Genomic DNA, 25,205 nt, shown 5'->3' on the forward strand with positions numbered 1-25,205 from the left:
AGAAGCTATAGAAGTATCTCAACGGCACCAACAAATTTTTTAGGAATGGAATCCCACACACCATTTTCTTCGGGTTCTATTTATATAGTTATATTTGCTACGCTGTCAACTCAGTAGCTGTTAATGATTTCAAAGAAAACCAAGTATGCACTCAATGCGCTGGTTCACCTGGCCAAAAAATTCGAGCAGGGGCCGGTGCTAATTAGTTATATATCCGAGCAGGAAAACATCCCCCAAAAGTTTCTTGAGGCCATTCTTCTTGACCTGAAAAATGCAGGGATATTGGCTAGCAAAAAAGGCAAGGGCGGCGGATACTACCTCATTAAGCCCCCCGAAGAAGTGAACGTAGCTGATGTTATGCGTTTGCTTGATGGTCCCATTGCGTTACTTCCCTGCGTTACTTACAAATATTATGAACGCTGCGAGGAGTGTAAAGACGAGGAAACTTGTGGTATCCGGGATGTATTTATGGCTGTTAGAAATGAGACTGTTCACATTCTGAAGCAAAACACCCTTGCTTCCATCATCGAAAAGGAATCAGTTCAGAAGTGATTATTTCTTTGCTCAAAAGTCTACTAATTTGGTATAGTTTATAGATTTTATAATATTTGCCCGCTTATTCAGAAAATATGGGGCTAGATGCATGGTTGGTATTAGGTGTGATAGTAGTGGCAGTACTGCTATTCGTCACGGAATTCTTCTCAATCGACGTTGTTGCGCTCCTTATATTGTGTTCTCTTGTTCTTCTCGGCATTATCAGCCCTGAGGAGGGAGTAGCAGGCTTTGCTAACCCTGCCACCATTACGGTGGCTTTCATGTTTGTTCTCAGTGCGGCGCTGCTCAAAACGGGTGCGCTTCAGCTAATGACGCCGAAGCTTGCCGGCCTGTTTAAATCGAATTACCTTCTTGGAATGATTAGCCTCGTGCTCTTTGTCGGGTTCACATCGGCGTTTGTCAACAATACACCAGTTGTAGCAGTATTTATCCCGGTTGCCGTGCAGATCGCCCATACCAGCAATATAAGTCCCTCCAAGCTGCTCATTCCTATCTCCTTCGCTTCCATCTTTGGGGGTGTTTGCTCTCTGATAGGTACGTCTACCAATATCGTCGTGTCGGGTGTGGCAATGAAAAACGGACTGCCCGAGTTTGGTATGTTCGAAATGTCTCCCCTTGGCCTGATCTTTCTCGTGATTGGCACATTGTATATCGCATTCATCGGAATAAAACTTCTACCCGACCGATCGGTTGCCGAAGGGTTCAAAAGCAGTGTTTCTTTCCGGGACTTCCTTACTGAAATTGAGCTAAAGGAAGATGGCGCCTTCACAGGCCAGCGCATTATGGACAGCCCGATTGTGAAGGAACTGGAAATGGATATTCTGGAAGTTCGACGCAATGGACAAAAATATGGGCTGCCTCCCGGCGATATGGTGCTACTTTCCGGCGACGTACTGAAAGTTCGGTGCAATGTTGAGAAGATTAAAGGGCTCAAAGATCTGGTAAAGATTCAATCGCAATCTGCCGTAAGTATTGGTGAAGAAGCCCTCAACAACCAGGGTATGACGCTGGTGGAGTTGGTCATTACTTCCCAATCTAGTTTTGAAGGAAAAACTCTAAGGGAGATCGACTTTCGCAGGAGTTACCGGGCGGTGCCCCTGGCCATTCGCCATCGTGAAGAGGTGCTTCACGAACACTTGCATGAGGTGCCTTTAAAGGCTGGAGACGTTATCCTTGCAGAAATAAAAACCCACCACCTGACTGAGCTTAAAAAGCAGGAGACTCACCATGAAAGCCCCTTCCTTATCCTTTCAGAAGAGGGTGTGATGGACTTTAAAAAGAAACGGTTCCTTTTTGTGTTGACAATTATTGGAACCATTGTGTTTCTGGCAGCTTTTAATCTCGTTAATATAATGATTGGAGCTATTGCCGGCACCGCCATACTTGTCGTGTCTAAATCAATCACGATGAAGGAGGTGTACCAGGCCATTGAATGGAAAGTGGTTTTTCTGCTGGCTGGTGCCCTCAGCCTTGGTGTGGCGATGCAAAAAAGTGGGCTCGCTGCTATCATTGCCAGCTCGCTGATTGATTCGTTGGGCGAATTTGGGCCAATTGCCATCGTGTCGGGTCTTTATCTGGTCACCGCACTATTGACGGAAATGATGTCCAACAATGCCACCGCTGCCTTACTAGCTCCTATTGCCATAGTAACTGCGCAATCGCTTGACCTGAGCCCCACACCTTTCCTAATGGCTGTCACCTTTGCTGCATCTGCCAGCTTCATGACTCCGGTGGGCTACCAAACCAATACTATGGTATACAGTGCGGGCGGCTACAAATTTACCGACTACTTTAAGGTAGGCTGGCCACTTTCCCTGGTGTTCTGGATAGTAGCAAGCATCCTGATCCCCATTATTTTTCCCTTCTGAAAAACTACTTTTTCAGGTTTTTCTCAAATAGCTCAAAAATTCTCCGGTACTCGTCGGCCCAGCTTGAAGCCTCCACAAAGCCGTGGTTTTCCACCGGATACAAAGCCATTTCCCAATCCTTTTTGCCTAACTCAATCAACCTTTGCGACAGCCGAACAACATCCTGAAAGTGTACATTGGTGTCGACCATGCCATGTGCAATAAGCAATGGCTTTTTCAGGTTTTCTGCATAATAAATCGGTGACGACTTGCGGTAGGCAATGCTATCCAGCACAGGTGTGTTCAGGATATTAGACGTATAGCCGTGGTTATAGTGAGCCCAGTCGGTAACAGACCGCAGGCCGGCACCAGCCGCAAAAACATCGGGCTCGGTAAATAATGCCATCAGCGTAATAAAGCCGCCATAGGAGCCGCCATAAACGCCGATCTTGTCTTTGCCCACGCTGTGCTTCTCTACCAGAAACTTAGCCCCATCCACATTGTCGGACAGGTCCCAACCTCCCATAAACCGATAGATGGCAGTGCGCCAGTCACGGCCGTAGCCTGCACTGGCTCTGTAGTCGATGTCGAGCACTGTATAGCCATTGTCTACCAGGAAGTTGTGGAACATGTACTCACGGTAATAGCTGCTCCACCATTTGTGCGCATTTTGCAGGTAGCCAGCTCCGTGCACAAAAACAACCGCCGCACCATTGGGAGTGGGATTAGCCGGTTTATAAAGCCTCGCCGGCACTTCAGTACCATCCCTGGCTGTGAAAGTGGTAAACTCGGGAGTTCTCCAGTTATATGCCTCGAATTCCGGCGTAGTTGACGAGGTAATCTTCTTCATTGTTGCCCCCGGTTTGTTCGGCATCAGGAACAGCTCCCAGGGTTTGTTGGCTGTTGAATATAACATGGCCAGGTTCTTTTCATCCGGCGACAATGTGACGTCGTTGCTTCCTACCTGCGATGTAATTTTCAAAGCTTTGCCTCCTTCCAACGGCAATTTGTAAAAGTGCCTTTGCCCGAAGTCTCCCTCATTGCTGCTGAAATACCACGACTTCTTGTCTTTGGACAAGCTTACATCGTACACCTCATGTTTTCCGGCCGTTAAAGCCTTTTTGCTTTTGCTCTCTACATCCAGTAAGTACAAATGTGAGAAGCCTGTTTCTTCCGACTGAAACCAAATCCTTTTGTTGTCGGGCAGCCACCCAATGTCACCAGGAGAATACATTGACCAACCAACGCCGGGGCCGCCTACCCAGGCCTCATCCCTTTGCCTATCCAGTAATGTATTCGATCCGTCTTCAGGGTTCAACAGAGTGATCCACCGGTCTTTGTTGTCCACCGAACGATACACCATAATGGCCTTCGACCCGTCATCAGACCAGAAAGGGCCAAAGCTGAACACTTCTCTCTCGAAAGCCTTCATCGTATCAAGCTTTGGATAGTCGGCGTAAAAATCGGGCTTGTCTTTGATCCCAGGCAAATCATTGGTTTTCACCTGCATCACCTTTCCTGTGGCAGGTGTAAACATCCAAACTTCCCTTTTGGACAAATCGGAGCCCACTTTCGTTCTCGTATTGATTGCTTCCGTGTAGCCTGACTCAGCTACAAACTCAGGCACCATGGTATTGTGGGTATTGTCGGCCGATTTAAAGAGAACATAAGAAATGATTTTGCCATCGGGACTCATTTGAATACCCGACACACTTTTGCCCTCAAGGTAAATTTCCATTGGTCTGCCTGGTTGATCTGCCTTTCGGATTTCCTTTTCCAGCTCATCTTCCTCGTGGCGCTGCTTCACAATCTTCGAAAGCCCCAGTTGATCATTTTTCAGCCATTCATCTTGTTCCGATAGCTTCTTGGGCTTCTTTGCGGAGCCCTCTTTAAAGTTGGTAAGTTGGGTGATAACCCCGGATGAGATGTCCCAGGAAAGCAGGTTGTTATCGGAGGTAAATTGGATGGTCTTTTCATCCGGACCAAAATAAGCATCCGATTCTCTCTCTATCGTGTTCGTTATCTGGGTAGCTGCTCCACTCTTCAGGTCCAGCACAAATACGTCCCCGCCTTTTTCGTACAGCTTTTTGGTCATTGCCTCGTTGTAGGTGCCTCGTCTGGGTGGAAGAGCCCGTCTCTCCTTCGGAGTTACCTTCACGGGGCCATTGGAGCCAACGACGTACTTATATAGTGAATCGCTCGGGTTCTTGTCAGGATTCCAGTCGAAGTAGATCGTCTTACCATCTTCTGACCACCATGGACTGGACGGCCAGTAGCCTGTGAAATCTTGGCCCTGCATGATCTGCGGAATGGAAAGGGATGACTGGGCAGTGGCTGCGGAAAATGAAAGGGCAAGCAAAAGGACAACAATGTAGATTGGTCTCATGGGGTCAATATTATTTTGAACAATTTTCACCTTATTCAAAACTTTTAAAAGCAGCCTTACACAAAAGGCGCAGCCAGGGTAAAATAAAACAAAGTCGGCTGGTATGCAGTCGACTTTGTGATCTTCAGAATAAATTTAATGTAAATGCTGAATTGGTTGGTTAGGGTTAGCCAGCGATCCTCGTGTATTAGATGCCGCCTACGAACGTTCCACTTCGTCCGTCAGAGTCGGTCCATGAGCCAGCGATATCCCCACCTTCGATGGTGCCCGTGACAGTCACCACATCTCCATCACCCTGGTTGATACCCAGATAAATGTCACCGTCCTCGTTGGCAAAGCCATTAATCGCCGACGAATCATCGCTGCCATTATAAACGCCCATCGCCTTGCCGCTCGCAATATTTAAAGTCCAGGTGCCAATTACGACACCGCCGCCTAATGCCGTTCCTTCGTAATCATTGTCAAAAGCTCCGGTAGCAATAGCACCAACGGCTGTACCCGACTCTTGTGTGGTGTCAAACCAAACCACAGTTACATCACCATCTGCAATACTCCCCTGTGCTGTTAGCACCGTGCCTGTGGCAAAGGCAGAGCCAATTGATAATTTTCCGTCGCCATCAACGTATCCCGATATCAGGCCGTTGCCGTCTCCTCCACTGTAAGCGCCTGTTGCCTTTCCCTTGCCGATTGTCAGTGACCAGGAAGCGGAATACATATCGTCAGAAAAAGCAATCCCGTTGTAGCTGCCGTCAAAGCTAGTCACCTCTATAGCTCCGGAAAGCTCTCCAAACTCCACATCAGAGTTTGCCCAGGTTCCCGATACTTCCCCATCTTCTTTAATGGTGATGACCGTCTCTGTGGTAGATCCGTCGTCGTAGGTGATGTTTACTTCAAGCTTGCCTCCTTCATAAACAGTGCCTGTGTAAGCTGTACTTCCGGTGATATAATCAAAAGATCCACTGGCCTGTCCCTTGTGAACCAGCATAGTCCAGGTGCCAATTTGAACTCCCTGCATAGAAAAAATCCCGTGATAGCTCCCGTCAAACGCCAGTGAAGGTGACGGCTCTTCGTCTTTATCGCCACAACCGCCGATTGAAAGAATAAAGACAAGGGAGAGCGCCAATTGGGCACTAGTAATAAATTTTTTCATGTTTACTCAGGTTAGAAATTAATACAACAATTGACTCAAGAAAAGAAATGTGGCAATCTGGAAAGCAAAGCACAGCTGCTGACCCGGTCGCAAGCAATCTCTAAAATAGCGTTAAATTTATTATAAAATAAAAAGCCCGTTGCTAAGCAACGAGCCTTTCTCTCTGTGTTTTTCCAAGTGCTACATTGGAACACTCATTCCTTTGTATTTAAACGATTCCCCATTGCGTTCCACATCTCCCGAAAAGGCAAGGCTTCTTCCCCAAGGCCCATAAAATCGAGCCACAGCGTTTTCCTTGCCCCGAATAGTTATAAATATGGTGCCGTTACCATAGCCAACGGAGCTCGTTTGAATGGTGACGAATAAGTTGTTGCCATTTTTACTCTCGTTGACCTTATAGTCTAGTATTCGACCAACAAAAGTGACGCCACCAATGCCGTTGTAGCCTATGCCGTAGGGAGAAGCCGTTTGCATAATAACTCTGTCTCCCTCTATGGAAACAAAATTATTGGCCGTGGCCATATATTGTCGGCTCTGTCTGTCAAGTAGGAAATCGGCATCTATGAGGAACGACCGATCATTCACTACTTCTTTGAGCTCAGTCATTTCCTGATCCCGCTCTAACTGTTTAAGTTCTTTTCTATCTGATTTGGAAACTTTCTGATTGTCATCAGCCGTTTGGCTATAAGCCGGTACTACTAAGATCAACAATCCAAGCACCGCTAAATTCTTCAACTTCTTCATAGCTTCTAATTGTTTAGTACAACCTTATAACAATCAAAAGCAATGCCACTAGTACCTTTTTAGCAATTTTTAACATTTGTGGGAGAAATCACATGCACCTCCAGTTCTTTGCAGTTCGCCACAAAGGCGAACCACAAAGATTGATGGTGATCAAAAAACGAGGATCAGTCTCAGCGGAGGTAATAGCTAACAACAGAAGCATTACGCCCAGCTGACGGTTTAGACTCAAACGAGGTTAAAAAGCAAACCATCCCTACAACCAGTCCCAATAAAATCAAAAAATATCTTCGTTTTCTCATAACACCATCAATGACACAATTGGAAATAAAAGGTTGGTGCTGTCTTAAAAAAAATTTTAGGCGGAGCTAAGCTGCATACTTTCTCGAATGGAAACTCCATTTTTTCTACCTTTACCATTATGAGTAAACCCGAGAAAAAACTTTTTCTGCTTGACGCAATGGCCCTCATCTACAGGGCCCATTTTGCCTTTAGCAAAAACCCAAGAATAAACTCAAAAGGCATGAGCACAGGAGCAATTCTTGGCTTCACTAATTCGCTGCTCGAAATCTTAACTAAGGAAAAGCCTACTCATATTGCCATCTGCTTCGATACTGCTGCCCCAACTTTCAGGCATGTGCAGTACGAGCCATACAAAGCTCACCGGGAAGCTCAGCCAGAAGACATATCTATAGCCATTCCATGGGTAAAGCGAATGGCGGAAGCCTACCAAATCCCCGTGCTTGAGCTGGATGGTTATGAAGCCGATGACATTGTAGGCACTTTTGCCACAAAAGCTGGCCACATGGGATTTGAAGTCTTCATGATGACGCCCGACAAAGACTACGCCCAGCTTGTGCAGGAACATGTTTACTTATACAAGCCAGCTTTCCTGGGCAATTCAGTGGAAATTCTGGGTATCCCTGAAGTGCTGGCCAAATTCGACATTGACCATGTGGACCAGGTGCGTGATTTGCTCGGCTTACAGGGCGACTCCGTTGACAATATACCCGGCATACCAGGTGTGGGCGCCAAAACAGCCTCCAAGCTTTTAAAAGAATTTGGCACCGTAGAAAACCTCATCGCCAATACTGATAAACTTAAAGGCAAGCTTCAGGAAAATGTAATTCAGTTTGCTCAACAAGGTGTTTTGAGCAAAGAATTGGCTACCATCCACTGTGAAGTGCCTATCGAGTTTGATGAGGAGCTGTTGCGTTTTAAAGGGCCGGATGAGGAAAAGCTGAAGGGGATATTCAATGAGCTGGAATTCCGAACCCTTGCCAAACGTATTTTCGGCGAGCCTAAAAAGCAGGAAACCGGGTCGCAAATGGATCTTTTCGGTGCCCCGGCTCCGGTAATCAGCAACGAGAGTTTCGAAGACGAGGAGCCTGCTGAAAAGAAAACGGCTTTCACGGAAGTGCACGACTACCACCTGATCGACACGCCGGAGCTAAGGAAAAGTCTCCTCAAATATCTGCTTCTGCAAAAAGAGGTCTGCTTCGACACGGAAACCACCAATATTGACTCATTTGAGGCCGAGCTAGTGGGCATCTCCTTTGCCTATGTAGTCGGCGAGGCCTACTATATCCCTGTGCCGGAAAAGTTTGAGGATGCTAAAAAAATAGCCGAAGAGTTCAGGGAGGTATTTGAAAGCGAAACCATTACCAAGATTGGGCAGAACATCAAATACGATATGACGGTGCTGAAGAAGTATGGCGTTGAAGTGGCAGGGCCGCTGTTCGACACCATGCTGGCTCACTACCTGGTCGATCCCGACACCCGTCACAACATGGATGTGCTCGCTGAAAACTACCTGAACTACAGCCCTATTTCTATCGAGACCCTTATCGGCAAAAAAGGCGTGAAGCAGGGCACTATGAGGGATGCCGATTTGGCGGCCATCAAGGAATATGCCGCTGAAGATGCCGACATCACCTTGCAATTAAAGGAAAAACTTGAGCCTGAGGTAGAAAAATACGGCATGAAAAAACTGTTGGACGAAGTAGAAGGTCCGTTAGTAAAAGTGCTGTCATACATGGAATACGAAGGCGTTAAAATTGATACGGATGCGCTGAGTCAAATGTCGGGAGAGCTGGAGAAGGCTAGTAAAATAGTGGAAAAAGAAATCTACGAAATTGCTGGCGAAACATTCAACATTGCTTCTCCCAAGCAGCTGGGTGAGATACTTTTTGACAAACTCAAGCTGATCGACAGCCCTAAAAAGACAAAGACTGGCCAATATGCAACCGGCGAAGATATCCTTTCAAAGCTGGCGAACGAACACCCCATCGCCAACAAGATTCTGGAATTCCGGGAGTATCAAAAGCTGAAGTCGACCTATGTGGATGCCTTACCGCTGATGATTAGCAAAATAGATGGGCGGGTACACACCGACTACCGTCAGGCGGTAGCTGCCACAGGGCGACTGAGCTCAAACAATCCAAACCTGCAGAACATCCCGATAAGAACCGAAAAGGGACGAGAAATCAGAAAGGCCTTCATACCACGGGAAGAAGGCTACAAAATTTTCTCTGCAGATTATTCTCAGATCGAGCTGCGCATTATTGCCGCTTTCGCCAAAGACGAAAGTATGATTGAGGCCTTTAAAAACGGCCGGGATATTCACTCAACCACAGCCGCCAAAATCTTCAAAAAGCCATTGGAAGAAGTGGACTCCGACATGAGGCGCATTGCCAAGTCGGCTAACTTTGGTATCATCTACGGAATTTCGGCTTTTGGTCTGGCGGAAAACCTAAGTATTTCCCGTACCGAGTCAAAAGAAATTATTGATGCGTATTTCACTGAGTTTCCGGCAGTAAAACGCTACATGGATCATATTGTGAACGTGGCACGTGAACAGGAATACGTAACAACCATACTGGGGAGACGTCGCTACCTGAGAGATATCAACTCCCGAAACATTACCATCCGTGGGTTCGCCGAGCGAAACGCCATCAATGCGCCTATCCAGGGGAGTGCCGCCGATATTATAAAAATCGCCATGATACGCATACATGACTGGCTTATCAAGGAAAAAATGAAGACTAAAATGATCATGCAAGTGCATGATGAATTGGTTTTCGATGTGCATGAAAGTGAGCTGGATGTAGTCAAAGAAAAAGTGGTGCATTTTATGGAAAATGCCATTTCCCTTGAAGTACCTTTGGAGGTCGGCACCGGTGTAGGCAATAACTGGCTGGAGGCACATTAAAACCTTGCGAGGTCGTCCGTGACCGGTTAGTTGAATGCTGGATATCGATCACCTTTTACAAAGAACTAACAACCTAGAAATACCATAAAAAATGGAATTGACCATTCCCTCTATGAGCGATATCAAACGGGCGCACACCCGAATCGCTCGTCACATCCTGCAAACACCTGTACTCACCTCGCATAGCATTGATGAAATGGTTGGCGCCAGTGTTTATTTTAAATGCGAAAACTTCCAAAAGGTCGGGGCTTTCAAAATGAGGGGAGCCGTAAATGCCATCTTCTCCATCGTGCCTGAAAACCGGACAAAGGGGTTCGCAACACACTCGTCGGGCAATCACGCACAGGCTGTTGCCCTGGCATCTAAAATGGCTGGTGTAAAGGCCTACATTGTGATGCCCAGTAATTCGGCCGAAGTGAAGAAAAACGCTGCAATCGGCTACGGTGCCGAAGTCATTTTTTGTGAGCCTACACTGAAGTCAAGAGAGGACACACTAAAGAAAGTAATAGCTGAAACGGGAGCGACATTTATCCCTCCTTACGACGACCCGGCTATCATCGCCGGCCAGGCGACTGCTGCCAAAGAGCTGATGGAAGAGGTCGTGGATTTGAATGTAGTAATGGCCCCTGTAGGTGGCGGTGGCTTGCTAAGTGGCACCGCCCTGGCTTGCCATTACCTCTCGCCGAAAACTGCGGTTATTGGGGCCGAGCCTGAGTTAGCAGACGATGCCTATCAGTCGGTGAAGAAAGGCAAGCTGATGCCTGCCAAGCCGCCCGTGACAATTGCCGATGGCCTGCGAACAAGCCTGAGCCCGCTCACCTTCGAGATCATCAGAAATCACGTTAAGGAAATTGTCACAGTTTCAGAAACTGAAATTGTCGACGCCATGCGCATCATCTGGGAGCGTATGAAAATCATCATCGAACCTTCATGTGCCGTACCCTTTGCCGCTTTGTTGAAAAGAAAAGAGGAATTCAAGGGGCAAAAAATTGGCATCATTCTCACCGGTGGCAATGTTGACCTGGAAGACCTGCCGTTCGGTAAATCGTTCGCCAAATAATTCCGTCACTACCTGATCTGTTCGTGTTTGGTTTTGTTGAATACCCAGAAAATAATTGGGAACACGAGCAGTGTTAGAACGGTCGCTGTAATCAGGCCGCCAATAATCACCACAGCCAGTGGTTTTTGCGATTCGGAGCCAATACCGGTTGACGTTGCAGCCGGGATCAGGCCTATTGACGCCATAAGGGCGGTCATTACCACTGGCCTCGTTCTGACTTTCACACCCTCTATGATCGACTCATTGAGCGACTGTTTTGCCTTAATGTTTTTGTGAAATTCGGAGATAAGAATTACCCCATTTTGGATACAAATGCCAAATAGGGCAATAAAGCCGACACCAGCAGAAATTCCGAAATTGATGCCCGTCATGTGAAGAGCCAAAATACCTCCTATGAGAGCAAAAGGCACGTTGGCTAGCACAAGGAGCGAATCCTTTACATTGCCAAACATGATAAACAAAAGCACAAAAATACCGATGATGCTGATGGGCACTACCTCTCCCAGCCTTTTTGTCGCCCTTACCTGGTTTTCAAATTCTCCCGTCCAACCAATACTATACCCAATAGGCAATTCGATGTTCGCTGACACTTTTTTCTGTGCCTCCTCAATAGTACTGCCGAGGTCTCTCTCACGCACCGAAAACTTCACGCCAATAAAGCGTTTAGTATTGTCCCGATAAATAAAGGCTGGGCCTGAAATGGTTTCAATGGAGCAAATTTCCTTCAGTGCGATTTTGGCCCCGTGAATGCTGGGTACCTTGAGGTTAGCAATGTCCCTCTCGTCTTTCCTGTAATCCTTATCATACCTGATGCGCACATCAAATTTCTTTTCTCCCTCATATTTCTGAGTCACTGTTTTGCCACCAAAAGCCATTTCCAGTACTGCTTGTGCATCGGCGATAGTCACTCCATAAGCAGCCATCCTCTCCCTGTCAAGAACTACACTGATTTCCGGTTGCCCAAGGTTCCTCAATATGCCCACGTCCTTAATGCCAGGCACGTCCTTTATTTGTTCAATTACCCGGCCAGCTATTTCATCAAGGTCGTCGAGGTCATCGCCGTAAATCTTAATCGCATTGGATGCGTTGATGCCAGCCACCGACTCCGCAACGTTGTCAATAATTGGCTGAGAGTAGTTGTAAACGATGCCCTGATAGGCTCTCAGCTTTTCATCCATTTCCTCTACCAATTCGTCCAGTGAGATCTTTCGCTTCCACTCCTCCTTTGGCTTCAGGTTCACTTGCATCTGCACATAATAAAACCCACTTGGGTCAGTACCGTCGTTGCTTCTTCCGGTTTGGGAAAGGACACCATTTACCTCCTCAAAACTCTGAAGCTCTTTTCTAAGCGTGGCTACAGTCTTCACAGTTTCGTTCAGGCTGGAGCTCATCGGCAGCTTGGCCTCCACCCAAAGTGCCCCCTCATTCAACTGCGGTAAAAACTCGGTACCCAAAAACTTTGATGAAAAGAGCGTAGCCGCCAGCAAAATAAGTGCTGTAATCAATGATATTTTCTTGTTCCTGAATGTCCACAAAAACCCCTTCTCAACCAGTCGATTCCAGATGTTAACAAATGGATTGTAGGTCTCCTTTACGTTCTTGTTGAGCAGCAGGTGAGAGAGAACGGGAACCAATGTAAGCGTGAAAATCAGGGCGCCAATCAGGGCAAAACCCAGTGTGTAGGCGAGGGGGGAAAACATCTTACCTTCCACCTTCTGAAAGGCAAAAATTGGCAACAGGGCGGTAATGATAATCAGCTTGGAAAAGAATATGGCCTTGCCAAGTTCTGTACCCGTTTTCTTGATCATTCCAGCCTTTGCCAGCTTGTTAAAGTTGGCCATTCCTCTGTGCCGGGCCATGTGGTCGAGCGATACGAAGAGGCCTTCCACCATCACCACAGCGCCGTCAATAATAATCCCAAAGTCGACAGCTCCCAGCGAAAGCAGGTTAGCACTCATGCCCTTCATGCGAAGACAGAGGAAAGCAAAGAGCAGCGATAGAGGAATGATGATAGAAACGATCAGCGTGGTGCGCCAATCGGCCATGAAAAGAAATACAATAACAGTTACAAACACAATCCCTTCAAAAAGATTGTGCATAACGGTATTGGTGGTGTAGGTCATCAGGTTGTCCCTGTCGTAGAAGGTTTCCATTTTCACATCTGACGGCAGCACCCGGGTATTGAGCTCTTCTATTTTGGCTTTCACTCTCTCCAGTACCTCCTTAGGGTTCTCACCCTTCCTCATCACAACTATGCCTTCAACTACATCGTCGTTGTCATTCAAACCTACCTGGCCCACCCGTGGCATTGAGCTTTCTATTACCTCAGCCAGGTTCTTCACAAGCACCGGGTTACCGTTTGCGTCATCAACGATAATATTCTCAATGTCCTCCGGGCTTTGAAGCAGCCCAATACCCCGGACAACATAGGCCTGACCATTCTTTTCTATCACATCCCCGCCAACGTTGAGGTTACTCTTTGCCACGGCTTCATACACCTCAAGGGGTGTGACGTCGAATTGTGCCAACCTGTTGGGGTCAATACTTATCTCATAAACTTTCTCCTGACCACCAAATGCAACAAGGTCGGCAACGCCCGGGATAGAGCGCAGTTGTCTGTCGATCACCCAGTTTTGAATAGTAAGCAACTCCCTGGTGTCTCTGTTTTTACTTTTCAACGTATACCGGAAAACCTCGCCAGTCGGGCCGTAGGGTGGTTGCACATCGGGCTCCACCCCCTCAGGCAACGACACGTTTCTCAGCTGATTATTGACCTGCTGCCGGGCAAAGAAATCTTCCACATCATCGTCGAAGATGATTTTTATGACGGAAAGACCAAACATGGTAATGCTGCGAACACTTGTCTTCTTCTGGACAGAGTTCATGGCTATTTCTATCGGCGTAGTAACGAATCGCTCAATTTCTTCTGCACTTCGTCCGTTCCACTCGGTTACGATGATGATTTGGGTATTGGTAACGTCCGGAAATGCCTCAATGGGCATATTTTTGAAACTGATAAAGCCAGCGATCACGAGTATACCGACCCAAAAGAAAGTGAAGGCCCGGTTCTTGAGCGAAAAGGCAATAATGCTTCTAATGAACTTATTCATGAACCTTAGTCAGTTAGGGCGTCGTAAATGAGTAGCTGATTGTGGGTAACTACCCTGTCTCCTTCTTTCAATCCGGCGGCGATATAGGTGATGTCACCCAGCTGCCTGAAAGTCTCAACTTGTCTCACTTCCAGGTCAAAACGATCGTTGAAAACGACCACAAAGTTTTTACTCTTGTCAAAGATTACGGCGTTGGAAGGAACAGCCAGCATTTGCACGTCTTCAGCATAGCTGATACGAATCGAGGCTCTCATTTCCGGTTTCAGCATATAATCATTATTGGCTAGTTTGATCCGAACTTTCATTGCTTTTGTGGCGGGGTCAATGATGTTGAATATCTTGTCCACCTTGCCATGAAATACTTTGTCCTTGTAGCTCAGGGTGGTTACAAATGCATCTACTCCAAGCTTCACCTCATTGATGTCGCTTTCGTTCACGTTGGCAATGGCCCACACATCATCTATCTGGGCAATGTCAAAAATGTTGTCGGTTCGGTCGCTCCTGAGTTGCATGTCCTGATTGATATTTTTCTCAATCACAAAGCCACTAATAGGCGACACTACCTCATAGATTGAGCCCGACTTCATATTGTAAATCCGGTAGGTCTCCTCAATTCGGTTGAGCTGCAATTGCGCCTTTTCTTGCTGGCTTTTGGCTTCAATCACGTCTCTTTCGGCCACGAGCTTTCCCTCATAAAGCTCCTGCGCTACTTTCACATTATTCAACGCCACCAGCACATCGTTCTTTGCGTCCTGCAGTTCTTTCTCGAAGCCAGCCACCTCGGTACTTCTGATAGTGGCGAGCAACTGACCCTTGTTCACATAGTCACCAAGCTCCACATACACTTTTACCACGTTACCTCCCACCACCGGAAATACTTCGATCAATTTATTGTTGTCGGTGGTAATCTTACCATAGAACCTCAGCTCATTCCGAAGCGGCTCCAGAACGGCTTTGGCCGTAGTTGTGGACTTAAGCATGGCATCGCTGAGCACAAATGTTTGTTCTTTTTCACTTGTGTCCGCATCCTGTTGACGGCATCCCAAAAGGGTCGCCAACACTGTCAGGAGAACGATTGGTAATAGCTTTCTCATTGTTTATTTATTCAGAAAACTGGCGTAGAAGTCGTGTAATTAATACGCTCGCAGGCACCTGCGAAGTCTTTTCTAATGTTGTTGGACTGGATAATACTTTGCTGATAGCTTTCCATAAAATCGGTAAATTCTATCAGCGAAATATTCCTTTTCTGGAAGTTGGCCAGCACCCCGGCATACACTCTGTCGAAATTGTTGAAGTCGGAGTTCGGGGAGCTGATGTACTGATAATTGGCTGAGGCTTCTTCGTACTTTTGCAAAGCTGTGATGATCTCGTTTTGCAACTTTGACGACTGCAACTCATATAACTTTTGCGATTGCGCTAACTCTGCCTCGGCTAGTTTGATATGCCCCTGATTTCGGTTCCAAAGCGGCAGAGGAAGGCCCAGCGTAAGATTTACCTGATTTTGAAAGGCGCCTCCCCGTTGATCGTAAGACGCTCCGAGAGTAAGGTCAGGAATGGCCAAGGACTTCTGCCACTTCACGTTCCATTGATTCGACTCAACGTGCTGAGAAGCGTACAAGAAGTCGGGGCGGTTGGCCGAAGCAGCCTCTGCCAGCACGTCTACCCCAAGAGCGGGGCGCTGTTCATATATCTGTAGCTCGGCAGTTGTGGGATTGGGGACAACGTCTGTCCCGGAATCCAAAAGCAACCTAAGTATCGATTGCTGTTCTATGATATCGTAAGCCAGCATGGTGCGGTCATTCTTAAGTCCGAGATAAAGCGACCGGAGCCTCACCATGTCTTTGAGGGCAATGTTTCCTTTGTTCACCTGCACCTCGTACGCCGCCAGAAGCGAGTCGACATTGCTTATTTGGTTGTCGAGCGCCGCCACCGACACCATATCGTAATAAATGGAGAAGTAGCTAAATCGCAATTGGTACTTCAAGTTCCGAAGAAGATCATTGAACTGAAGCTCAGCCAGCTTCACATTGGACCTCGCCAGGTTCACCTCATTCTTCTTCTGTCCACCAAGGTGAATAAGTTGCTCAATTGCAAAACCCTTCTGTCCCGCCTTCCCTACATCCAGCACCCGGTTTTCCTGCGGGTTCAAGGCATTCAATTCCGCCGAAAAGTAGGGGTTGTCCCAAAGTTTTGCCTGGATCGCCCATGCTCCCGCTGCCTCCACATTGTATTGTTCGGCTAGCAGAAGGAGGTTGTCGTTCAAAAACTTCGACTCAGCCTCGGCTAGTGTGTAGCCTCCCTGCCCAAATGCCCTAAAAACTGTGACCAAAAACAAAAAGCCTGTGATATGATAACGCATCCTTTGCTTACCGTCTTAAATAACCTGGTAGCAAATAGACGGCGCCGAGCTTATAGGAAGCTTAAAGACTGCCTTAAATAAACCTTAAATTTTAAAAGTGGCCACCACTTCGTTTTTACGAGCCTCGGGAATCCTATAGGTGATGGATGCCCCGTGGTATTGAAAAATTCGTTGCACTATGCCCAGGCCAAGCCCGCTTCCCGGCTTATTGGCGGTATTGGATCCTCGCTTGAACGCCTGAAAAAGCCGGGTAAGCTCACTCTCAGAGGGTGTTTCTCCACTGTTAACAAGCACTAGTTCGATTGTATCGGTATTGGTGCGCAATGTGCAAAGCACCTGCTGATTGTCAGAGTACAGGTAGGCATTTTTCAAAAGGTTGGTAATGGCGATGCCCAACAGAATTTCGTCCCCCTCTATTTCCAAACTTATCTCCTGACTGGTATTGTTCTCTATTTCAAAGTGAAGCTTGTAGTCGGGGTAAATCCTGGAAAGTTTTTGCGAGCAAGCAAAGACCGACTCGTCAAGCCTCACCTTCTGAAAGGAGCCCAGCCCCTTTTTTTCATCTATTCTTGATAAAATGAGGAGAGAAGTGACAACATCGGATAGCTGGTAAGTGTCGCCAGAAATACTTCGCAAGGTCTGCCTTGCCTCCGGCGAAAGGCTCTTCTCATGCACCACGTTTTCAAGCTGTGTAACAATCCGGGTAATGGGGGTTCGAAGCTCATGCGATGCGTTGGAAGCAAATTCTCTCTGCCTTTTATAAGAGCCCTCTATCCGGTCAAGCATCTGGTTAAACGAACCCGAAAGCATGTCAATTTCATCCTTTTTGCCAGAAGCCGGAAGCCTGATATTAAGATTATTGTCGGTAATCTGCTGAATCCTCTCCCGCACAATGTCCAGAGGGAGCAGGCTTTTCTTACTGAGGTAAAATGACAAGATCCAAACAGTGGTTGCCCCCACAAAAAAGGCCCCCAACAAAAGATACTTCAGGTAGTCGAGCTTTCTGTTCCCGTATTTGTCTTCGGCAGTAACCAGTGCAAAGTAATCCTTCTCGTTGGAGTCGTAGTACATGCCATAAACATCATACTCGTTACTCCTTTTAAAAAAAGTCTTATTGTCCCTCAGGTACTTTAAGTCGTCCAGGTCCCAGCTAATGACAGCATCATCGATACTGCTATAAATCAGATCTAAACTGTCGTTGAAGATCAAGATTTTCTCATTATACAGCTTGTGGATGGTGTTCCTGTCGATGATTTTGAGGAGCTGATAGTCTACTTCTTTTACTTCTACAAGAAGCTTGATCGAGGTAATGGCCTTTTCTTGAAGACGCTCCTCAAAATCCTCTTTTCTAAATTGAGAAAACAACGAAAATATCATCAGGAGCACAACCCCCAGAAGCGCCGAAAACAGCATGCTAAAAATGATTGAAAATCGCTGCTTCAGGTTCATTTTACTCTTCCTCCTTCAGATAATATCCAAAGCCCGGTCTGGTATGGATAAGTTTCGAGTCAAAGCCCTTGTCAACCTTGTTCCTCAAAAAGTTAATATACACCTCAATAGTGTTGGTGCCTGTTTCAAAGTTGATGTCCCACACCTGCTCAGCAATGGCTTGCTTTGAAACAACTCGACCCCGGGCATTGGCCAGCAACTCCAGAAGTCGATACTCTTTTGGCGTTAACACAATTTCCTTTTTTGCCCGCCACACCTTCATCTCGTCAACTGAAATTTCCAAATCAGCGACCTTCAGCAAACTGTCGGGCGTCTTTTGCGGCGACACACTTCTGCGCAGCAATGCCTTGATGCGGGCCAACAGCTCTTCAATCTGAAATGGCTTTACCAGGTAATCGTCCGCTCCATATTCAAGCGCCTCTACTTTGTCCTCCACAGCACTGTAGGCGGTTAGCATGAGGATGGGCGTAGCACTGTCTGTCTCTCTTATTTTTTTGCAAACCTCTATCCCACTCATGGAAGGCACATTAATATCGAGCACGTACAACTGATAGCTACTGGCTTGCAGCTGTTTAAAAAAAACCACGCCGTCATATACCACGTCGCAAGTCATGCCATGGCTGGCAAAAAGTCGCTTGAGCTCATTGGCCATCGTAAAATCGTCTTCCAGCAGCAGTACGTTAGTCATGGTTTAAAAAGTGAGTGGCAACAGTTCACAATTATACGAGTAATAGAGATTCATAAGAGCACTTTCTCAGAAAGGATCACGCTACCCCCACATACAGCCCATCCTCCCTCCACTCCAACGGGCAACAGTCCAGGTCGCTGCCTCTTTGCTCCGCCTCCTCGCCAGTTTCCATGTTGAAACGATAGCTGTGTAATGCACAAACTATTTCACCAAAGGGATTGACCCTACCCTGGTGCAGTGGAAACCTCATATGTGGACAAGCGTCGTGAAACGCAAAAACTCCTTTCGGCGTCATCACAAGGCAAAGCGTTTTCCCGCCAGCAGTCAGTTTTACCGGCTTGTTCATCGTCAGACTGTTTTGCATGGCCTGTTCGCTGGAAAATACCTTATACCATTGCATGTATTGTGACTATTACGATTATTTTTACCCCGATAGCTAAAATTAGAACAACGATGCTCGATTGCCAAAGAGATAAATTTTTTCTGCCTGAAGGTGTGCCCTACCTCAACTGCGCCTACATGTCGCCTATGATGATCAAGGTTGAAGAAAAAGGCATTGAGGGTATGCAAAAAAAGCGGTTTCCTTATCAGGTCTCCCCACAAGATTTTTTTTCGGATACCGACGAATTGAGGAACCTGTTTGCAGAGATAATTGATGCACCTGAAGCCAATCGAATAGTTGTCATCCCTTCTGTGTCTTATGGCATGGCCACCGTTACCAGGAACCTGAAGATGAGCAAGGGCGATGAAGTAATTGTTGCCGGAGAGCAGTTTCCAAGCAATGTCTATCCGTGGATGAACGCTTGCCGGAACCAGGGTGCCGAGCTCAAAATAATTGCTCCACCCGAGCTGGCAGAAGGGCGTGGGAAGAAATGGAATGAGAATATACTGGAAGCGATCAGCAGTAAGACTAAACTTGTGGCGATCAGCCATTGTCATTGGGCCGATGGTACCATCTTTGAATTGAAGAAAATTCGGCAGCGCACCAGGGAGGTTGGTGCTTTGCTGGTCATTGATGGCACGCAATCTGTGGGAGCTTTCTCGTTCAGTGTAAAACAAATTGAGCCCGATGCCCTGGTTTGCGCTGGTTACAAATGGCTGATGGGCCCTTACTCCATCGGGCTTGCCTACTACGGCCCACACTTTGACAATGGCTCGCCGGTGGAAGAAAACTGGATCAACCGGTTTGAGAGCGAAGATTTCACTAACCTCATCAATTACCAGGAGAATTATCAACCCGGTGCACTCCGCTATGAGGTAGGCGAGCATAGCAATTTTATCCTCGTACCTATGCTAAAGGCTGCTCTCAAACAAATCATCAAATGGCAGGTGCCTGAAATAAGCGGATATTGCACTCAACTCACCCGGGAGGCTATTACCATTTTGCGTAACAAAGGCTATCTGATCGAAGATGACGCCTATCGCTCTCCTCACCTCTTTGGGGTTAGGTTCAAAGAAAAGACCTCTTTTGAGAAAACCCAGGCCCTCCTTCAACAGCACAAAGTCAGTGTTTCCGTCAGAGGTACCTCTATCCGCATTTCACCCAATGTTTACAACAATTTCGACGATATTTCTGTCTTACTTAAATGCTTCGAATGATTAAGGTTAACCAAATGGTAGGTTGTTTTCAGCCTATGCTAAAGCCAACCGCTCTAACCTTACTTCTGCTGTGTTTTTTTCATCCTATTTTTGCGCAGGTTCCGGTTATGGAAAACAACCCTACCACACTAAAATGGAACGAGATAATAACCGACAACTTCAATGTGCTTTTTCCCGAAGGCTTTGAAAAAGAAGGCCAGCGAATGGCCAGCACGCTGGAGCACCTCCATGGCCCTGTGTCCAGGTCGCTGGGCAAGAAGCCGAGACCTATTCCAATTCTGTTGCAAAATCAAGGAGTTATCTCCAACGGATTTGTAACACTGGGGCCCAGACGATCCGAATTTTATACCTCTCCCCCTCAAGACTACAAGTTTCTCGGCAACAACGATTGGCTCAACACGCTGGCTACCCACGAATTCCGGCATGTTGTGCAATACGACAAGGCTATCACAGGGATTTCAAAGCTTGGCTACTGGTTTTTTGGAGAGGACGTACTGGCGGGCCTGGCATTTATCTCCACACCCCTTTGGCTTTGGGAGGGCGACGCCGTGGGAATCGAAACAGCTATGTCCGGTTCGGGCAGGGGCCGCATTCCCTATTTCCAGGCACTTCACCGTGCCAATGTGCTTGACAGAGGTGGATTTAAGTATCAGAAGCAGTATTTGCGATCCTACAAAGACCAGGTTCCTAACCATTACCTCACCGGTTACCTGATGACCACCTTCCTTCGCAAGACATACGGTGATGACATTCTGGACAGGGTAACCGAACGGTCCTTTAGCTGGCCAATTCTCCCCTTCACATTCTCCAGGGCACTGAAAAAAGAAACCGGACTCAACCTCACCAGAAACTACAACCTCATGACTGAGGAAATGGAAGGGCTATATGAAAACCAGGTGGCCGACTTGACGCTGACAAGTTTCGAGTCCGTGAACCAAAAGAGAGGAAAAGCATACACAGAATACGCCTATCCCCAGTTATCGGCTGATCAGAGTGTACTGGCCGTCCGGTATGGCATCGGCGACATTTCTCAGCTCGTAGAACAGGAAAGTAATGGGAGCTGGAGAGTGTTGCACACGCTTGGTGTTTGGGAAGACAACGGTTACCTATCGTCGGGCGGTGACAAGGTCGTTTGGAATGAAATTCTCTTTCACCCACGCTGGGACAAAACCACCTATTCCTCAATCAAAGTTTTTGATTTGAAAACAGGAAAAGCAGCTACCCTGGGCAAACGCAAGCGCTACAAAGGAGCTGGCATTTCGCCAGATGGCACAACCGTGATTACCATAGAATCAAGCATCGACAATCAGTTCAACATTGTGCTGCTCGACGCAAAAAGCGGTAATGTCCTCAACAGATTCGAAAACCCGGGCAATCACTACTATTCCATGGCGCAGTTTGCAAGCGATGGGCTGTCGATAGTAGCGCTGAAGCATGCTGCTCCCAGAAAAAGCATCGTTAGCATTGACGTTAAATCTGGTCAGGAAACTGAATGGATCATTTCATCCACTGAAAACCTCGGGCATCCTGTGCTGACGGATGACTGGTTGCTTTATGCCTCCGATGCATCCGGCCTCGACAATTTATACGCATTCAATCTTTCTTCTAAAGAGCGTTTCCAGATTACTTCCTCGAGGCTGGGGGCCTACAACCCCAGCGTCACAAGCGATGGAAGTTGGATTTACTACAACGAAATGACCAAAGATGGTTGGGACATTGTTCGGATTCCATTCGAGCCTGCGAGCTGGACTAAACTCCAAGACATGGTGGTCAATCCGGTCAATTATTTTGAGCCTTTGGTAGCGCAGGAGAATCAGGCCGACATACTTAACACTGTGCCGGAGGTAACCTTTAATGTTAAAAAGTACCAGCAGTTCAAGCACCTTTTCCGGCCTTATGGCTGGGGCTGGATAAACACACTCAGCGACAGACAAATTGAGCTGGGGCTATACTCGCAAAACATTCTGAGCACCATGTATATGGATGCTGGGTACACCGTTAACCTCACTGAAGGTACCGGGTACTGGTCGGCCAATCTCTCCTACCAGGGCTTGCCTGTCATTCTTGATGCAGGTGTGCTGTCTGGCACCAGGTCTGTTTTTGAAAATGTCAACAACGACAACAGACTGTACACCTGGACTGAAAAGGGACTCAACGGCGGCCTTCGCATTCCTTTTCACTTCACGCACTCAAAGTATCAGGAAGATGCTTCCGTGTCAGCTGTTTTTTCCTCCACTCTGGTTGAAGACTATGCCAATCCGGTGCTGGACATTGACCAACAGAGAAATGGCTCCCTTTATTCTGCGCAATACAGCCTGAGCTACTCCAGGCTTCTCAAACAAAGCAAGCGTGATATTTATCCAAAGTGGGGGCAATCGGTTAGCCTCAGCTATTTTGACACGCCATTAAAAGGAAGCGATTACTTGTCGACGCTGTGGTCGGGAGAGGCGTACCTGTACCTGCCCGGTGTGCTGAAGCACCATTCCGTCAGATTGCGTGGAGCCTACCAAAAAGAGGATATCAATAACTACAGGTTTCGCAGCCAGGTTCAGTACGTCAGAGGCTATGGCTACACATCGTTCAAGGATCTGACCACGTTTTCCGCTAACTATGCGCTACCGCTAGTTTATCCTGATCTCGCCCTGGGCCCATTGCTCTATGTCCAGCGAGTTCGGGCGAATGCATTCTACGATTATGGAATAGGAACCACACCCTCTTCCGACGTTACATTCAGTTCGGTAGGCCTCGACCTCTTCTTGGATTACAATATCATGAGATACCTGCCTGTTTTTTCCACTGGTGTCAGGATGGTGTACATACCAGATCAAGACACCTATGTTTTCAATGTGCTGCTGGGGTCGATTGGCTTCTAGTTACTTCTCCACCTTCACACCTTTCCAAAAAGCTACATAACCCTCTATGTTTCTGGCCAGCTCGCTGGCTTTAGGGTAATACCAGGCGGCGTCTTTGTTTTGCTCTCCTGCCACTTCCAAGGTGTAATAAGAAGCCGTCCCCTTCCACGGGCAGACTGTATGAGTGTTGCTCTCTTTAAAAAACTCGCTCTTGATGGTGTTGGCAGGAAAGTAGTGATTGTTTTCAATAACAATGGTGTCATTGCTTTCTGCTATTACCTGGCCGTTCCAAATCGCTTTCATAGGTACTTGCTTTTGTTGTACCTGCTTAACATGAAAATGAGGTATTGGTTCTGCAACCCGGTTTTTTTTGGCCCAACTATCTTCCAGCTGACAAAAATCAGTTCTTTTTATTTGGACTGATTTTAAATAGGCGTTATTTTGCGTCGATTTTAATAGTCTATGTTACCAGAAGACGCTCAGGAACTTTTCAAAAATGGGGTAGGTGCTTTGTACCAAAGCACTTCCAACAAGCGGTTCTACCTTGTTTTTCAGGGTGTGGTGCAGCCTTTCAATGCTATTCAGTTCAGTCGGCTCAAATCAAAAATGGAGGCAGTTAATCCTGAAAGTCTCCTGCTTAGTCACTCCCTTTGCGACACCGAGGTTGTGTACATCCCGTCAATAGATGTATTGCTCGTTATGAGGGTGCAGGAAATGATCGGTTTAAAAGACCTCTTCGCCGGGGCGGCCACCATGCTTGAGTTGACCTCAATTCTTTATAAGCGGGTTTACAACGTACTTATTTAGTTTAATTACAAATCAGCCAGCAGCTACACTTTTTGGCTTCGATTCCTGTTATCTTAGCCTATTGAAACCAGATTTTGTTATGAAGGATATTGTAAGAATGAAAACCTCACTTTCTGAAGAAATTGAGAAACTTTTGAACGAGCAAGTGCGCAGAGAGGCCATTAGCTCCTTCAACTATATGGCCATCTCTTCCTGGTGCGAGCGCAACGGCTACGTACATAGCGCCCGGTTCTTTGAGCTTCAGTCCGACGAGGAACGTGCTCACATGAAAAAAATATTCAACTATATCTCAAGCGTGGGTGGAACGGCCATTGTGCCTGAAATCACCAACATTGTGCAGGAATTCGACTCTTTCAAGTCCGTTTTCGAAATCGCCCTGGAGCAGGAAATTGCCATTACTCATTCCATCAACAACATCGTTGATAAGTGCTACAAGGCAAAGGATTACACCACTGCCTCTTTTCTCGACTGGTTTATCAACGAGCAGGTGGAAGAAGAGGCAACGGCAAGAAGATGCCTTGAAATATTTGATCTGGTGGGAGAAGAAGGCGTTGGTAAAATTCTAATTGACAGAGAAATCGGGAAGACCCGAGGCACGGCAGAATAGCTGGAAAAAAATTATGTTTGAAGGGCTCCCAAAAGGAGCCTTTTTCATTTCAGTACCCTTATTGCTCAGTTTACCGTATTAGTTCAACAGGTCAGGGGAGGTGAATCTATTTTTGACCTTTCGGGGGCCTACTTTTAACTTTTGGTAATTTTTTATCTTCAACTAATGAAACGGATTTTCTACCTGGTCTGTGTTTTTACTATGGCTTGCTTGTGCCATCTACATGCCCAAAACAGGGCGAGAGACGAAGAGCCAAAAGTGTTGTTCGGAGGCGAAAAAATCAACATTTCCGGGTTTGGAGGAATCATCCTGGAATTCTCATCCATCGAGGGTCATGCTGCCATTATGAATGGCGGCGGTGGGGCGGTACTCTTCAACAGGTCGCTCTTTCTCGGTGGTTACGGACTCAGTCTGTCCAACAGCGTACACAAAGACGCAATGGGGATCAGGCGGGAAACCAGTTTTACCCACGGTGGTTTTTACGCTGGCTATGTATTCTTTCCCCACAAGCTGGTTCACTTTGGCGTTAGCAACAAGCTGGGGTGGGGCGTGCTTCGGCTAACACCCGAAGATGACTTTTTGTCCAACACCTCACCCATATCCGACAATGTGTTCGTGTGGGTGCCGCAGTTGGACGCTGAAATGAACTTCTCTCATTGGTTCAAAGTCAATGCCGGTGTAGGTTACCGCACGGTGTCCGCTATTAACAATTCATTTTACGACAATAAAGATTTTAGCAGTCCATCATTCACCTTATCATTTCTATTCGGTTGGTTTAAATAAG

At 47.0% G+C, this 25,205-nt stretch carries 19 protein-coding genes; 9 read left to right on the top strand and 10 right to left on the bottom strand.

The window, feature by feature from the left end; genetic code table 11:
- Positions 1–123 precede the first annotated feature (123 nt).
- Together RT717_RS23855 and RT717_RS23860 are read left to right on the top strand one after the other, a co-directional pair.
- Positions 124–552 (top strand): RrF2 family transcriptional regulator, encoded by a 429-nt coding sequence (locus tag RT717_RS23855; protein WP_317488852.1) that lies wholly within the window; start codon positions 124–126, stop codon positions 550–552.
- A gap of 77 nt (positions 553–629) precedes the next feature.
- Complete coding sequence (locus RT717_RS23860; RefSeq protein ID WP_317488853.1) at positions 630–2,423, top strand: SLC13 family permease; 1,794 nt, start codon at positions 630–632, stop codon at positions 2,421–2,423.
- A 4-nt stretch (positions 2,424–2,427) separates the two neighbouring features.
- On the opposite strand, the gene RT717_RS23865 is transcribed toward RT717_RS23860, so the two are convergent.
- The 3 genes from RT717_RS23865 to RT717_RS23875 all read right to left on the bottom strand — a co-directional run bounded on the left by RT717_RS23865 (position 2,428) and on the right by RT717_RS23875 (position 6,682).
- Positions 2,428–4,788: a prolyl oligopeptidase family serine peptidase gene (locus RT717_RS23865; RefSeq protein ID WP_317488854.1), complete on the bottom strand. Its 2,361-nt coding sequence runs from the start codon at positions 4,786–4,788 to the stop codon at positions 2,428–2,430.
- 187 nt (positions 4,789–4,975) lie between these two features.
- Positions 4,976–5,938, bottom strand: coding sequence for a hypothetical protein (locus RT717_RS23870; protein WP_317488855.1), 963 nt, complete (start codon positions 5,936–5,938; stop codon positions 4,976–4,978).
- A gap of 180 nt (positions 5,939–6,118) precedes the next feature.
- Positions 6,119–6,682, bottom strand: coding sequence for a DUF4251 domain-containing protein (locus RT717_RS23875; protein WP_317488856.1), 564 nt, complete (start codon positions 6,680–6,682; stop codon positions 6,119–6,121).
- A gap of 418 nt (positions 6,683–7,100) precedes the next feature.
- Here RT717_RS23875 and polA point away from each other — a divergent pair, with 418 nt between their 5' ends.
- Together polA and RT717_RS23885 are read left to right on the top strand one after the other, a co-directional pair.
- A complete protein-coding gene (polA, locus tag RT717_RS23880) occupies positions 7,101–9,890 on the top strand; it encodes a DNA polymerase I (RefSeq protein ID WP_317488857.1) in 2,790 nt (929 codons plus the stop codon).
- Between the two features lie 91 nt (positions 9,891–9,981).
- Positions 9,982–10,950, top strand: a complete 969-nt coding sequence (locus tag RT717_RS23885; RefSeq protein WP_317488858.1) for a threonine ammonia-lyase — start codon at positions 9,982–9,984, stop codon at positions 10,948–10,950.
- Positions 10,951–10,958: 8 nt separating this feature from the next.
- On the opposite strand, the gene RT717_RS23890 is transcribed toward RT717_RS23885, so the two are convergent.
- The 6 genes from RT717_RS23890 to RT717_RS23915 form a co-directional block, all read right to left on the bottom strand.
- Positions 10,959–14,060, bottom strand: a complete 3,102-nt coding sequence (locus tag RT717_RS23890; RefSeq protein WP_317488859.1) for an efflux RND transporter permease subunit — start codon at positions 14,058–14,060, stop codon at positions 10,959–10,961.
- Between the two features lie 5 nt (positions 14,061–14,065).
- On the bottom strand, positions 14,066–15,154 hold the full coding sequence (locus RT717_RS23895) for an efflux RND transporter periplasmic adaptor subunit (protein WP_317488860.1): 1,089 nt from the start codon (positions 15,152–15,154) through the stop codon (positions 14,066–14,068).
- Positions 15,155–15,165: 11 nt separating this feature from the next.
- Entirely contained in the window at positions 15,166–16,419 is a 1,254-nt protein-coding gene (locus tag RT717_RS23900; RefSeq protein ID WP_317488861.1) for a TolC family protein, read from the bottom strand.
- Between the two features lie 84 nt (positions 16,420–16,503).
- Positions 16,504–17,832 (bottom strand): sensor histidine kinase, encoded by a 1,329-nt coding sequence (locus RT717_RS23905; protein WP_317488862.1) that lies wholly within the window; start codon positions 17,830–17,832, stop codon positions 16,504–16,506.
- 37 nt (positions 17,833–17,869) lie between these two features.
- The gene (locus RT717_RS23910; RefSeq protein ID WP_317488863.1) at positions 17,870–18,556 is read right to left on the bottom strand and encodes a response regulator transcription factor; all 687 of its coding nucleotides are present in this window, start codon (positions 18,554–18,556) and stop codon (positions 17,870–17,872) included.
- A gap of 76 nt (positions 18,557–18,632) precedes the next feature.
- Positions 18,633–18,956, bottom strand: a complete 324-nt coding sequence (locus tag RT717_RS23915) for a Rieske (2Fe-2S) protein (RefSeq protein ID WP_317488864.1) — start codon at positions 18,954–18,956, stop codon at positions 18,633–18,635.
- 53 nt (positions 18,957–19,009) lie between these two features.
- On the opposite strand from RT717_RS23915, the gene RT717_RS23920 reads away from it, so the two are divergent.
- Both RT717_RS23920 and RT717_RS23925 read left to right on the top strand, forming a co-directional pair.
- On the top strand, positions 19,010–20,155 hold the full coding sequence (locus RT717_RS23920; RefSeq protein ID WP_317488865.1) for an aminotransferase class V-fold PLP-dependent enzyme: 1,146 nt from the start codon (positions 19,010–19,012) through the stop codon (positions 20,153–20,155).
- Between the two features lie 107 nt (positions 20,156–20,262).
- Entirely contained in the window at positions 20,263–23,028 is a 2,766-nt protein-coding gene (locus tag RT717_RS23925) for a DUF5050 domain-containing protein (protein ID WP_317488866.1), read from the top strand.
- Here RT717_RS23925 and RT717_RS23930 read toward each other — a convergent pair whose 3' ends face one another.
- Positions 23,029–23,310: a DUF427 domain-containing protein gene (locus RT717_RS23930; RefSeq protein WP_317488867.1), complete on the bottom strand. Its 282-nt coding sequence runs from the start codon at positions 23,308–23,310 to the stop codon at positions 23,029–23,031.
- A gap of 159 nt (positions 23,311–23,469) precedes the next feature.
- Here RT717_RS23930 and RT717_RS23935 point away from each other — a divergent pair, with 159 nt between their 5' ends.
- The 3 genes from RT717_RS23935 (at position 23,470) to RT717_RS23945 (ending at position 25,204) form a co-directional block, all read left to right on the top strand.
- Positions 23,470–23,814: a hypothetical protein gene (locus RT717_RS23935; protein WP_152001490.1), complete on the top strand. Its 345-nt coding sequence runs from the start codon at positions 23,470–23,472 to the stop codon at positions 23,812–23,814.
- A gap of 79 nt (positions 23,815–23,893) precedes the next feature.
- Positions 23,894–24,421 (top strand): ferritin, encoded by a 528-nt coding sequence (locus RT717_RS23940; protein WP_317488868.1) that lies wholly within the window; start codon positions 23,894–23,896, stop codon positions 24,419–24,421.
- A gap of 165 nt (positions 24,422–24,586) precedes the next feature.
- Positions 24,587–25,204 carry a hypothetical protein gene (locus tag RT717_RS23945; RefSeq protein ID WP_317488869.1) on the top strand — a complete coding sequence of 206 codons (618 nt, stop codon included), beginning with the start codon at positions 24,587–24,589 and terminating at the stop codon, positions 25,202–25,204.
- Position 25,205 lies beyond the last annotated feature (1 nt).

This window comes from Imperialibacter roseus (genome assembly GCF_032999765.1).
Classification (GTDB): Bacteria; Bacteroidota; Bacteroidia; order Cytophagales; family Cyclobacteriaceae; genus Imperialibacter; species Imperialibacter roseus.

Coding starts and splice junctions, on each gene's coding strand:
- RT717_RS23855 (WP_317488852.1), top strand. CDS start 124: ATGATTTCAAAGAAAACCAAGTATGCACTCAATGCGCTGGTTCACCTG.
- RT717_RS23860 (WP_317488853.1), top strand. CDS start 630: ATGGGGCTAGATGCATGGTTGGTATTAGGTGTGATAGTAGTGGCAGTA.
- RT717_RS23865 (WP_317488854.1), bottom strand. CDS start 4,788: ATGAGACCAATCTACATTGTTGTCCTTTTGCTTGCCCTTTCATTTTCC.
- RT717_RS23870 (WP_317488855.1), bottom strand. CDS start 5,938: ATGAAAAAATTTATTACTAGTGCCCAATTGGCGCTCTCCCTTGTCTTT.
- RT717_RS23875 (WP_317488856.1), bottom strand. CDS start 6,682: ATGAAGAAGTTGAAGAATTTAGCGGTGCTTGGATTGTTGATCTTAGTA.
- polA (WP_317488857.1), top strand. CDS start 7,101: ATGAGTAAACCCGAGAAAAAACTTTTTCTGCTTGACGCAATGGCCCTC.
- RT717_RS23885 (WP_317488858.1), top strand. CDS start 9,982: ATGGAATTGACCATTCCCTCTATGAGCGATATCAAACGGGCGCACACC.
- RT717_RS23890 (WP_317488859.1), bottom strand. CDS start 14,060: ATGAATAAGTTCATTAGAAGCATTATTGCCTTTTCGCTCAAGAACCGG.
- RT717_RS23895 (WP_317488860.1), bottom strand. CDS start 15,154: ATGAGAAAGCTATTACCAATCGTTCTCCTGACAGTGTTGGCGACCCTT.
- RT717_RS23900 (WP_317488861.1), bottom strand. CDS start 16,419: ATGCGTTATCATATCACAGGCTTTTTGTTTTTGGTCACAGTTTTTAGG.
- RT717_RS23905 (WP_317488862.1), bottom strand. CDS start 17,832: ATGCTGTTTTCGGCGCTTCTGGGGGTTGTGCTCCTGATGATATTTTCG.
- RT717_RS23910 (WP_317488863.1), bottom strand. CDS start 18,556: ATGACTAACGTACTGCTGCTGGAAGACGATTTTACGATGGCCAATGAG.
- RT717_RS23915 (WP_317488864.1), bottom strand. CDS start 18,956: ATGCAATGGTATAAGGTATTTTCCAGCGAACAGGCCATGCAAAACAGT.
- RT717_RS23920 (WP_317488865.1), top strand. CDS start 19,010: ATGCTCGATTGCCAAAGAGATAAATTTTTTCTGCCTGAAGGTGTGCCC.
- RT717_RS23925 (WP_317488866.1), top strand. CDS start 20,263: ATGGAAAACAACCCTACCACACTAAAATGGAACGAGATAATAACCGAC.
- RT717_RS23930 (WP_317488867.1), bottom strand. CDS start 23,310: ATGAAAGCGATTTGGAACGGCCAGGTAATAGCAGAAAGCAATGACACC.
- RT717_RS23935 (WP_152001490.1), top strand. CDS start 23,470: ATGTTACCAGAAGACGCTCAGGAACTTTTCAAAAATGGGGTAGGTGCT.
- RT717_RS23940 (WP_317488868.1), top strand. CDS start 23,894: ATGAAGGATATTGTAAGAATGAAAACCTCACTTTCTGAAGAAATTGAG.
- RT717_RS23945 (WP_317488869.1), top strand. CDS start 24,587: ATGAAACGGATTTTCTACCTGGTCTGTGTTTTTACTATGGCTTGCTTG.